Here is a 12,553-nt window from a genome sequence, read left to right as displayed (position 1 = left end):
TTAATAAAATTCTTTTTCGGCTTCTATTTTTATTTTACCGGTAAAGTTGTGCAGAGGGACATAGCCTTTTTCAATGGCAATTCGAGCCGCTGCAATTTTTGGAAATTTACTGCCGATGGAATTGAGCAGCTGTTCTGCAAGAAACTCAAGTAGTTTAATTTTATTTAGTTCTTTTATCTTTTCTGTGATATATTCGCACACATAGCTATAATCGACCGTATTTTCAAGCTTATCATTGGTATCGTTGAGTTGAATTTTGAGAGAGACATCAAGTCGCAAATTTTGCCCAATTTTCTCTTCATATTGGTTGGCTCCTAAGTAAAGAAAAACTCTTAGGTCAGTTATGTGTATCCAACAGAATTCTTGTTTTTTTAGTAGCTTATTGTTGTGGGGAAATGCGCTCATTTTTTATTCCTCAATTTTTTGGCGATAAGCGAGAAACAAAGATATAAAAAAGATCCAATGTTTTTGTTTCTCTTTTTTATCCACAGCATCACATAGAACAAAGGTGACCTTATGACAAACCCAAAGAGTTCAGAGTCAGCAAAAAAATATATAGATTTGGCAAATAAATATGGTGCGCACAATTATCATCCACTAGAAGTTGTTCTGACAAAAGGCTTTGGTGAATGGGTATGGGATATCGATGGGAAAAAATATTTGGACATGTTGAGTGCTTACAGTGCTGTCAATCAGGGGCACTGTCATCCACGTTTACAAAAAACTCTTATGGATCAATCGCAAAAAATCACTTTGACTTCCCGTGCTTTTCACAACGACCAAATGGGGCCTTGGCTCAAACAGATCACAGAAATGTGCTCTATGGATATGGCATTGCCTATGAACACTGGAGCAGAAGCTGTTGAAACAGCTATTAAAATAGCGCGTAAATGGGGTTATGTCGTTAAGAAAATCCCGTTAAACAGCGCTGAAATCATCGTCTGCGATCATAACTTTCACGGTCGCACATCAACAATCGTCAGCTTTTCAAGTGAATTGCAGTACAAACAAGAGTTTGGCCCTTTTTGTGGTGGCTTTCGCGCAGTCCCTTTCGGCGATGCCGAAGCCCTAGAAAAAGCAATCACACCAAATACAGTCGGTTTTCTGTTTGAGCCGATTCAAGGCGAGGCTGGCATTATCATTCCACCAGAGGGATACTTATCTAAAATTAGCTCTATATGTAAAAAGAATAATATTTTATGTATTGCAGATGAAATTCAAACAGGTATGGGGAGAACGGGCAAGCTTTTCGCCCATCAATACGAGGATTGCCATCCTGATATGCTTATTCTTGGAAAGGCACTCGGCGGAGCATTTTATCCTATTTCAGCGGTCGTTGGTTCCAAAGATGTCATTGGTGTGTTGAAACCAGGCGATCATGGCTCAACTTTTGGTGGGAACTCTCTTGCATGCGCTCTTTCACAAACAGCTATGGATATAATTGTTGAAGAAGATCTCTCTCAAAGAGCATATAAACTTGGTGAAAAATTTAGAAAAACTCTGTCCTCCCTACCATCTCATGTTGTGAAAGAAGTGCGTGGAAAAGGTCTGCTTAATGCCATCGAAATTCAAAAAGATGCTGGACATGGACGTTTTTACAGTGAACTTTTACAAGAAAGAGGTATACTGGCAAAAGAAACACACGACGTTACCATTCGCTTTGCTCCTCCGTTAATTATTCAGGAGTCAAGTTTAGATTTCGCTTTAAAAACAATCACCGAAGTTTTTTCTAAAACTCAGGATGAGTGGAACAAAAAATAAGATTTGACATTTGCAGTGTTGGTTGTTATAAAAATATGTGCTTTCATAGCCGTCCGTTAAAATGGCGCAACCAGCCAAAATCCCTTCTTATTTTTCCCTTCAACTTTTTTTCTTTTGGAATCATTCAGCATGGCAGATGACAAAAATAATGATGACTTCGATAATGAGTCACCTTCATCCCGTAAACGTACAACAAATACAACGACAACAAGAAGATACATTCGTAGAACGCCCGATGAAAACAATCTTTTCAGCGAGAACAACAACACTTCTGCAAATTCGAATGATAGTTCGGATTCTGAAGGGATTTCTACTTATACGCCTTCACGTCGTATCTTTACGCGGTCAAAAGACTCATCCAATGCTCCTTCTTCTCCAAATAATCCGAGCATGTCATCTTCAAACTCTTCAAACTCTTCAATGGGCTCTTCGGCAGCTTCCTTTTCACCACGTCCGTTTGGTATGAATGCGCCTCCCCCAAATAGAATGGGTTCTCCTCAAGCTTCTATGAACGCAGGAGGAGGCTCAACCAGTCACCCTGCTTCTCCTGCTATGCAGCAGAGTGGAAGTGCTCCGCATCAAAATCGTTCTTTTCAAGGACAAAACAATTTTTCTCAACCCTTGAATCGCAATCCAAACATGGGCAGAAGATCAGAAAATCCTCGTCCAGTTGTGAGCGGTGATGAAAAAGAGCCTGAATTTAACTCTGAAGTTCCTGTTATGAATCTTAAGGAACTCAAAGAAAAACACATCAGTGACCTTGTCCATATGGCAAAAGAAATGGGCATTGACGGAGCTGCAAACTTAAGAAAGCAAGATCTCGTATTTGCTTTGCTCGAAGCACAAGCTGTGCGCAATGGTGTTGTTTATTCTGAAGGTGTGCTTGAAACCTTACCCGATGGTTTTGGTTTCTTAAGAGCACCTGACTATAATTATTTACCTGGGCCAGATGACATCTATGTCTCTCCTTCGCAAATCCGTCGCTTTAACCTGCGCACGGGCGATACCGTTTCTGGACAAATCCGTCCACCAAAGGACAATGAGCGTTATTTTGCCTTGTTAAAAGTTGAATCTGTGAATGGTGAAACACCTGACTTCACAGGTGAGAAAATATTATTCGATAACTTAACAACCATTCACCCTGACTTCCGTTTTAAACTTGAACACGATCCTCAAGTTTATAGCACACGTCTTATCGATCTCTTTGCGCCTATTGGTAAAGGACAGCGTGCTCTTATTGTGGCGCCACCAAAGACCGGTAAAACAATTCTTTTACAAAATATTGCGAATTCCATTGCACAAAACCATCCCGAAGCTGTTCTCATTGTTTTGCTTATTGATGAGCGTCCGGAAGAAGTTACGGACATGGAACGTTCTGTGCGTGGAGAAGTTGTCAGCAGTACTTTCGATGAACCTGCGCAACGCCATGTGCAAGTAGCAGAAATGGTCATTGAAAAAGCGAAACGCCTTGTAGAACACAAAAAAGATGTTGTGATTTTGCTTGACTCAATCACGCGCCTTGCCCGTGCTTACAACAGCGTAGTGCCACCGAGTGGAAAAATCTTAACAGGTGGTGTGGATGCCAACGCGTTACACAAACCAAAAAGATTCTTCGGTGCTGCGCGTAATGTGGAAGAAGGTGGAAGCCTTACCATTATTGCAACAGCATTGATCGATACGGGCAGCCGTATGGACGAAGTTATTTTCGAAGAATTCAAAGGGACAGGTAACATGGAGCTTGTACTCGATCGCCGCTTAGCAGAACGCCGTGTGTTTCCTGCTATCGACATCAACAAAAGTGCAACCCGTCGTGAAGATCTTCTTCTCGGTAGAGAAACTCTCAATCGCTTGTGGGTTCTCCGCAAGGTTCTTCATCCTATGTCACCGATTGAATCTATGGAGTTCTTACTCCAAAGGTTTGAACGTTGTGAAACCAACGATGATTTCCTTAACAGCATGAACGGTTAATCGTTTGTTAATTAAATAATCTGTATTTGAAAAGAGTCTTAATTTAATTAAGGCTCTTTTTTTTGTTTTAAAAATATTATTTTCAAAATAAATAATTTTTTTAACTTTTAATGAAGTACTTAAGGGAGACTTTTATTGAATTTACAATAAAGAAAGTAGAATTTATTAAAAAAACTTGGAGGTTTTATATGATGTATTTTCTTAGTAAAATAATATTATATATTGCGTTCTTTGTTTTTACGGTAATTTTTAGTAATAATGTTTTTTCTTTTAAAAAAGAAATAGAAGAGATGAGTAAAAAGATAACTGCAAGTCAGAATATAACATATGCCTATATATCTAAATATTCAAACTCTATAGTGACTTCATGTGTAGTCAAAAGCGATGGTTCACTCTCTGAGTGTAAAAATACTGGAAATAGTATTAATAATCCAAGTGGCATCGATTTTGATTATTTTAATAATTTATATGTAACAAATAATAATTATACTATTGTATTTTGTCCTGCAAGTTATAATGGTCAGTTACCTTTATGCGCAAATGCGGGAGGTGGTGAGTTTTCAATACCAAACGGCATTGTTTTTAATAAAGGGTATGCACTCATAGCGAATGCTGTATGTAGTTCAGTGAGTGTTTGTAAGCAAAATGAAAATGGTATGTTATGTTCATGAGTAAGATCAGGAAGTTGTTTGGTAAATCCAACAGATATTAAAATTTATAAAGGACCTATTTACATTAGTGAAGTGAGTGAAATTGGTACTTTAAATAATTGTATATCGTCAGGAACAGGTTTTAATAATCCAATTGGCATAAAAATCTATAAGTCATAGCAATTATCCTTCGTATCTGTGAAATTCTCAAATTATTAAACAGACCTAATGAGTTCACTATAAATCAGATCATCTATTTTAAATTGAAGAGTATTGAATCCTCAGGTAATAAGTTAAAAAATTGACATTATGAGACTTTAAATTTCTTATATTATACGATTTTATATTAACAAATTTTAATGCCACTTTTAGGAACAAGTAAGTATTAATTTTAAAAAAGGATGGAGAATTTTTATGGTTAGCGGTTCAAATAAGACCCAAAAAATGACTCAGAAAAGCACTAAAAATGAAACAGTAGAAAAGAAAACAAAAGGAACAGCAAAAAGTAACAAAATTACGTATACACCCTTTTCCACACCTGCCTTTATTCAAGATTTAACAGGTAGTGCTCAGGTGGATCTCAATTTTAAATGGAATTTAAATGCCAATGCATTTACAGAGCAATCCATCGCAGGCGATCCTTGGAATCAAGGTTATCTTGATAACACAGGAAAGTTTATTTCATCTCCACCTCAATCTTATTATTACAATTTAGCAACAACAGATATTCCTGCTGGTACAGCAGCTTTGCCAGTCACTTGGGTCGCTTTTCCTCGTCGAATTCTTTATTTTCTTGGTAAAAATAATCCAGAGACCAATCCTTATAATTTAGATCAACAAAAATTGTTTGAATTAGCAGACACTGGTTATTACACAGATAGTTCTGGTGCTCGGCATTCTTTTCCACAAATACCTGTTAATTTATGTCCAAATCCGAATTGGAAAGGCGAATTGCAAGCTTATGGCCCCTACGGTCCGAGAGGTTGGCAAGATGAATACAGTGAATGGAGTGTCACACGCAATAGCGCAGGGAAAATCACCCGGGTTGATTTTGTCTGTGAAAATCCAGAATACTGGTACACGCTATGGAGTGTTGACCCCAACACAGTGGCAAAAAAATATGAAGAAACTCTTAATTTTGGTTTACCAACAAACAGTCCAAATAATATCAGTGTGAAGGTTGAAGAACTTTATTTGCGCGATCCAATTTCTGGAAATCCTGTTATCGATCCCTTTACTCAAAAGCCAGCATATAACCCGTTAAATAAATGGAACTCTGGGCCGCTGTCTGTGCGTGGAAGCGCGGCTTCGGGCGGTGCCATGCACCTCACAAGTTCGCCAAATACACTGCAAACAGAAGTGGGATTGGCAGGAGCGGCCACTGTGCAAAGAAACGTTGGAAATGTAAATCCTCAAGCCCTTATTTGTTGCAGTCAGTATGGGCAATCCTTTCGCAACAGCGATCCTTTTATCGGTCAATCCGTTAATCAAGTGGTAGGAGGCACTCCAGCTGCAAGAGTCTCTCTCGCCAATCCCATTGGTTTATATATTCAGAAGCCAGACTTCAGTAATTATCAATTATTTGATGATCCCAAACTCCCGAAAGGTGCTAGCGTAGCGGATTGCTGGCAAGTTGTGCGTGGCCATGAAATGTTAATTGATCCTGTAACCAATCAGCCTTTTAATGGGAATTTTATTCTCCATGCTGTCTTTCAAATACCTGCGAAATGGATCGCAGCGGGTGTGACAAAAACCATTGGTGATATAAAAATCACTTCAGGCGGAGTGACATCACCTATTCAGTGGGCTGGGCAAATTGCCCAAACGTATCATGTTGGTTTATTCGCGCGTGGTCTTCCCGCAAAAGATTTAGAACCTGTGAGTTGCGCTGTTAACTTAAGCAATCCGACTGAAGATGCAAAACTACCACCGGCGCAAGTGCAACCAGTGCAAATGGTGTATCAGTCAATTTGGAATGCATATTACGGAACAAAAATTCCAAATCCAGTCAATATCCCTATGTCTCTCGCAACGAATTCCGTCATTGTGCCTGTTCCTGTTAAGCAAGGTGATCAGGGATTAAGAATGGTCTTGATTTGTTCTACTGCCGTTAAAGGGGCTGGAAATTCACTGCCAACAGTGGTTGCTGCGCCAAATTCAGGAATTGCTATTACGGTCGATCAAAAAGCAGGATTGCAAGATGTGACTTATGCTGCACCAGGGAATTCATACCCGAGTGTGTTTAATATGCTTACTTTAACGGTTAATATTGATAAAAATACAACTCCAGGACTATATGGAATTCAAGTCAATAATCCAGGAACAGGTATGCCCCCCGCCGTGACAGGACCAGGATATATATATGTTTTCCCTTCATGACGCTCTAAAATTTTTAAAAGAATAAATAAAAATATGTGAGAAAATTTGTCCAAATTAATATTTTTTTAGTTTTAATTTTTGAGGAGAAATAAATTAATGAAAATTTATTATTTACGAATAAACGTTTTATTAGTATTCATTTTTTCTTATATATTATCCTCAAATAATTTTTTATCATTTAAAGCATACGCTCAAGGAAGTGTGCCTGGAAATTGCTCAGCGCCTCCACAATTAAATTCTACAATTCCTACCGATATGGGGGTGCCAAACTCCCAAGCAAATGCAAACTGTTTTGCTTGGCAACAATTTCTTGCTTTAAATTGGGTTGCAGATACAAGTACATGTGCTGCAGATAATTCTGTAAAAGCGAGTGATTTTGGCAAAGCGAATAATACAGCACCTGTTGTGTGGGAAACATATAAAGAAGCCGCTGAAATATTCTTGGCTCAGGCACAGAAACCCGCTCCTTGGTGCAGTCAACAGGCATTGCCTCAGCAATGGAAGAGTAAATTAAAATCAATGGCAAAAACTTCCAAGCATGGTTTTAAAGTCATGGCTTCCATTTCTAAAGCAGCAAATAATGCGGAAGTGTTAAATTTAAATGAATTTGGGCAAGCCGGAACAAATAATTCATGGATAACTTCACAAGCAGGAAAACTTGCGTTGTATGAAATACGGGTGAATCAAGATGAGTTTAATTATATCAATGATAATCAACTTTATAATGCACAAGTTCAACAAAAATTTGTTACGACTCAAGGTATAAACTTACCCGACGGTTCAGCAACTTTTTCACAATATGGAAAGATAGGTGCGATAGAATTAAAAGCTTCGTGGGTTGAACTCCCTGATCCAAAAACCTGGCCTTATTATAAAATTTCTAAAGCTATTGTAAGTTATCCAAACGAAAAAAATCCTAAAGAAGTGACAGTAGGGCTGACGGGCTTGCATATTATTCATAAAACCAAACGCTCTCCCCAATTTATTTGGGCAACGTTTGAACATATAAACAATGCACCCAATGCAAATAAACAGAATATGCTTGCTTGGTATACTTTTTATAATTTAAACTGTGATCCAAAAACAGATCATTATCAATGTGCTCCAAATGCACAACCAGCAAGTGCGACTCCACAAAATCCCTATTTCCCAAATTATCCTAAAGATCCTTATGATGCACCTATACAAGTTGTCCGTTTAACTCCTATTCCAAGTGATTCTACTAATAACGTTGCTGGTTTGAATGCATGGGTTCAGAAAAATGTAATTGCACAAGCTAATCCAAATTCCGTATTTCTGAATTACCAATTGGTCAATGTTGTCTGGGCAAACAGTCCTGAAGTGATTGAGCCTGGGGCAAGAATTCCTTTACCAGATGGTAATCAACAACCCGATCCTGCCAATACGACTGTTGCAAATACGACCTTAGAAACATACTTTCAGCAAACAAAAACCTGTTTATTTTGTCACCAAAATGCAAGTTTAAAGATGCCAAGCAGTCAAAGTTCAAATGCAAATAAATTAAAATCAGTTTCAAACGAAATTCTGCATTTATTGCAATTAAAAAATAATAAACAAGTTAATTCAAATAAGAGTAGCACAGCTCCGTTTGCGTCCGATTATTCCTTTTTATTTTATAGCGCTGCAAGTCCAAGTTCAGGCGCAAAATCAAAAAATAGAAATTAATAGAAAATTGGTAACCCATATATTTTTTTCTTTAATTTATATTTGCGGATAATAAGGAGCTTAAAGCTGAACAGGTATTTGAGAAAAAATATTTGGCGAAACCTAAAATTTATACAGGTTTCTTTTTATTAAAACCTGAATGTGGAAAATTTGTTGAAGCTCCATCGGTTTGTGAATTGCCTTTTGTCCATGAATTCGCCATCAGTGCAGTGAAAGGAAAAGTTTATAATGGTAGGGAGTTCAGTGGAGATAGCATTGGTTACGTTATTAGTGTGGGTGTAAGTGATGTCCCAATATCTAATACATTTTGTCCCTTTATCCCAATGGAAAAAGGCTTTAATCGGGCAATCAGTGCACTTGGAAAACCAACTCGATGTTTTGCATAATCTTGTGCAGTTTTAGAAAAATCAATTGCTAAGTTCATATTTATTTCCTTATTTTAATTCCATAAAATTTTATTACAAAATATGTTAAATTTAGTCAATATAATTTCAGTGAAAATAAGTTTATGATTTATTATTGGTAAGTGAAATTTTTTAAGTGATCAAAAAAACTAGTCCAATAATTTATGAATTTTTGTTTTATATTTTTCTTTGATCACAGAAAATGCATATGATAACCTTTGTTCTTTGCTGGGATTAAATAAGTCTGAACTATTATAAGTATCAGCATATAGTTTAGGAATATCTGTAAGATTAAAAAATTCTACAAATGAATCACTATCAGGCCAATATTTAAAAGCAGTGTATGCGTAATATCTATTTTTTGAACCAGTGATATCATCTATACGAAGGATATTGTCAGCAATATCATATAAAGAATAGGCGTTATGAGTAACTGCATTTTTGCCAAATATCCATCTGAGTTCATTCTTCATTTTTCCTTTTGTTGAACAATATTCATCTTTCACCCAGCCCCATGAAGTTCCTCCTTCTCTTAACAAAGAGGAAAAATAGCAAACCTGAGGTCCTGCATTTTTATTTCCATAACTTGAGAATAAAGCGTTATTGTGAGCGTTATAATAGTTTGTATAATTTACAAGTGAACTTGCAACTTCTAAATAAGCATTTCCATTTGAAGTTGGATATAAAATATATTTATCTTTTATTTGCAGGGGATCTACAGAAAATTGTATGAGTGCATTGGCTTGTTTTTCTTTTAACATGCTTGCATTCATTAATTTAATGGCCATGTTTTCCTTAAAGTTTTTTCTAAGATATGCATATTCTTTATAGCTTGAAAGAACATAACCATTTGAGGAAAAGATCAATGAATTACCATTTTCAGTTTTTTTAATTTTCCATATTTGTTTGTCGTTATTAAGATCGCAAATTTGCATTCTTGCATAATCTTCGGCGGAATCATCTTGTGGTGCAGTCATACAATAGTATTGCTGGTTTTTTCCATCATTGATTTCTGAAATAAATTGACCAAACTCTGTATAGTTCCATTTTTGAGGCGTTTTGCATTTATAATCTAAGTAAATATAATTTTCATAAGTTGTAAGACAGTAAGTATATCCATCAACAGAAGCTGCAATTTTTAAAGATTTTCTTGTTAAGAATTTTTCTGGCTCTTCGAGAGCTTCTAATACCTGAAGCTGTGTCAAAGGACAGATTCTGTTTTTAATTGCGCTTCTTTTTTTTCTCATCGAGAAAGAAGAGGATTGTGTATGTTCAACGCAAGCGAAACCCGATGAAATACCGTTATAAGTAAACTGTCTATTTCCTAAAGTTCCTAAAGAATATGTGTTTGGATGAATGGCTGCCTGCAATTGTGGAGAGTGTTCATTCTCGCGGGTAATCGTATTTATGATTCTCTCGCGTTGGGTAAATCTTCTAAGAGCACGATCAAATTCAAAGCGAGTTGCCGCAATAACTCTTTCTGGAGGAATCGTAAAAAGAGCGCTGTATTCATCTTCTCGCGTAAAAGTATATTGCTGTTCCACAAGTTGAGTTCTTGCAGCACTTTCTGTTTCGTTACGGAGAGTTCGATAATAAGTGTTGCTGACGCTGACAAAATTTTCGTCAGGAATAATTTCATAGACAAAAAACTCTGAAACACGCCACCATCCCATAGCATAACTTTCGGCATAATCAAAAGCATATTGTATGCTTGATGTTGTACTGATCAAGCCGCTAGCATCTTGAGTTTCACCATTAATATGTCTTGATAAATCTGTATGCTCATTCCGTGAGCGCTGAAAACCCTGTGAAAAAACTTTATCTGGCTTACTGGGTGTGGATCTGTAAACACGTTCTGGAATATTCGCAGATATTTCGTTTGCTCTGACTGAAAATGAGTGAAGAGTGAGGATAGAAAAGCAGAAGATTAATTTTTCTTTGCCTTTTTTAATGGCAATTATTCGGGCAAAGTATTGTATAAATAAATATTTTAAAGTTGGCATAAATATGAAATCCCTTATTTAAGTTAAATAAATAACTTTTAATTATAAGAAAAATTAATTTTGCCATGGCATTTTTTATATAATGCAAAATAAAGTAAAAATCAAATATATTTTATAAAATAAATAAAATTATATATAAAAATCAATGATTTTATAATATTAATAATAAATTGGTTTTTTTTGATTAAAATATCATCATTTAAATAAATGGGAGTTCTATTCTAATTTAATATCATCCCCAATCGCTAACGAAGAAGTGAGTCCTGGGGATTCAATACCCAGCAAATGGATGGCTTGGGTGTTGCCATTTATAATCTTTAAGATTTTAAAATCTTCTTCTGGTTGATTTTCTATAAATAGTTTAGGTCGTACGCCAATATAATTCTGTGTCAAATCATTTAAAGTAAGTGACGGAATTAATTTCTTACCTTCAGTAAAAAAGAGTTCTTTCACATCATCTTCCTTAGCAAAGAATTGGCAGAGGCTTGGGTCACTTGCTTCATATGTCTCAGCAAATGTCCAATCGGAGTCGGGCCCGAGTTTAACTTTGCCATCGAGCTCATTGGTTGTATGTATTCCAACACAGTCATTATCGGGAATGGGATAAATAAGCTTATCAAAATAATTATTGTATTTTGATGATAATGAGTAATAACGTCCTCGACAGGCTTTGTTTTTATAAATTTCGTGAGGATAAAACTGATTGGCAATTTTGGCAGAGGAGAGTCCTCCTGCATTTATAAAATATTGACACTTCATGTAGAAGTAATTTTGTTTTTCATCATAAGCTTCAAATATAATCTCATCATTGTTAATGTCCAGAATTTTATTAAAAGAGTTTTTATATGCAAGAAATACGTTTTTTTCCTGTGCCATTCTTTCAAGCGTTTGCATATATTTGTGACTATCAAAAATTCCTGTTTCAGGCGAATAAAGAGCATTTTTAAAATGACTTAATTTTGTTTCCTTGCTCAGTTGCTTTTCTGATAACAATTCAAGCGAGACTCCATTCTCAGCAGCATTTTTTTGTATTTCAAATAAAGCATCATTTTGCTCTTCAGATGAACTGACAATATATTTGCCGCACTTAATATGTGGAATTGAATATTCTCGACAAAAATTATATAATAAATCCTTTCCTTTTAAACAGTATTTTGCTTTCAGTGATTCTTTGCCATAGTAAATTCCAGCATGAATAACCTCACTATTACGTGAAGATATTTCCCTACCAAAACCATCATGTCGTTCAAGGAGTGCAACAGATTTTTGTGGGTATTTTTTTGCAAGATTTGCTGCTAAAGATAAGCCAACAGCACCTGCACCGATAATAGCAATGTCACTATGAAAAACTTCTTTATTCATTTTTTGTCTCCACTTGCTTAAAATCACTTTATGACTGAAAAATTTTATAAACCTAAATACCTGAGCGGACAGCCTTCTCTTACTAATGAAAGAAGAGAATAGCAGGTGAAACTAAATTTTCAGACATTATACTTACAAATTTGAGCTTGGCAACATAAATATCTTGAATAAATTCAAGATATTTATGCAATATAAAAATGCATTTTTATTGTTATCAATAAAATTTATATTATTGTTTCGCATTTCTTTGATATGACAATGTCTGAGTACTACTCTATGTATAATTTCAAGCCTTTTTCTAAAGATTCCTTCGTTACTTTAAATTTTTTAAGATAAAATA

General features: G+C 35.8%; 10 protein-coding genes. 7 read left to right on the top strand and 3 right to left on the bottom strand.

Annotated elements, in window-relative coordinates; all coding sequences use genetic code 11:
- Entirely contained in the window at positions 1-405 is a 405-nt protein-coding gene (locus tag EZS29_RS11800; RefSeq protein WP_130610865.1) for a dihydroneopterin aldolase, read from the bottom strand.
- Between the two features lie 111 nt (positions 406-516).
- Between EZS29_RS11800 and rocD the strand changes: the two genes are divergently transcribed.
- The 7 genes from rocD to EZS29_RS11770 all read left to right on the top strand — a co-directional run bounded on the left by rocD (position 517) and on the right by EZS29_RS11770 (position 8,830).
- Complete coding sequence (rocD, locus tag EZS29_RS11795) at positions 517-1,761, top strand: ornithine--oxo-acid transaminase (RefSeq protein WP_130610862.1); 1,245 nt, start codon at positions 517-519, stop codon at positions 1,759-1,761.
- Between the two features lie 552 nt (positions 1,762-2,313).
- On the top strand, positions 2,314-3,729 hold the full coding sequence (rho, locus tag EZS29_RS11790) for a transcription termination factor Rho (RefSeq protein WP_425460369.1): 1,416 nt from the start codon (positions 2,314-2,316) through the stop codon (positions 3,727-3,729).
- Between the two features lie 188 nt (positions 3,730-3,917).
- Positions 3,918-4,400, top strand: coding sequence for a hypothetical protein (locus tag EZS29_RS11785; protein ID WP_130610859.1), 483 nt, complete (start codon positions 3,918-3,920; stop codon positions 4,398-4,400).
- 18 nt (positions 4,401-4,418) lie between these two features.
- Positions 4,419-4,559 (top strand): hypothetical protein, encoded by a 141-nt coding sequence (locus tag EZS29_RS15985; RefSeq protein ID WP_172603922.1) that lies wholly within the window; start codon positions 4,419-4,421, stop codon positions 4,557-4,559.
- Between the two features lie 234 nt (positions 4,560-4,793).
- Positions 4,794-6,758 (top strand): hypothetical protein, encoded by a 1,965-nt coding sequence (locus EZS29_RS11780; protein ID WP_130610856.1) that lies wholly within the window; start codon positions 4,794-4,796, stop codon positions 6,756-6,758.
- Positions 6,759-6,854: 96 nt separating this feature from the next.
- Complete coding sequence (locus EZS29_RS11775) at positions 6,855-8,444, top strand: hypothetical protein (RefSeq protein ID WP_130610853.1); 1,590 nt, start codon at positions 6,855-6,857, stop codon at positions 8,442-8,444.
- Between the two features lie 92 nt (positions 8,445-8,536).
- Entirely contained in the window at positions 8,537-8,830 is a 294-nt protein-coding gene (locus EZS29_RS11770) for a hypothetical protein (RefSeq protein ID WP_130610849.1), read from the top strand.
- 167 nt (positions 8,831-8,997) lie between these two features.
- Here the strand turns inward: EZS29_RS11770 and EZS29_RS11765 are convergent, their stop codons facing one another.
- Together EZS29_RS11765 and EZS29_RS11760 are read right to left on the bottom strand one after the other, a co-directional pair.
- Positions 8,998-10,851 carry a hypothetical protein gene (locus tag EZS29_RS11765; protein ID WP_130610846.1) on the bottom strand — a complete coding sequence of 618 codons (1,854 nt, stop codon included), beginning with the start codon at positions 10,849-10,851 and terminating at the stop codon, positions 8,998-9,000.
- Between the two features lie 216 nt (positions 10,852-11,067).
- On the bottom strand, positions 11,068-12,213 hold the full coding sequence (locus EZS29_RS11760; RefSeq protein WP_130610842.1) for an NAD(P)/FAD-dependent oxidoreductase: 1,146 nt from the start codon (positions 12,211-12,213) through the stop codon (positions 11,068-11,070).
- Positions 12,214-12,553 lie beyond the last annotated feature (340 nt).

This window comes from Fluviispira sanaruensis, assembly GCF_004295685.1.
Taxonomy (GTDB): Bacteria; Bdellovibrionota_B; Oligoflexia; order Silvanigrellales; family Silvanigrellaceae; genus Silvanigrella; species Silvanigrella sanaruensis.
Note: the sequence above shows the minus strand (reverse complement) of the source record. Positions and strands in the feature narration are given on the sequence as shown.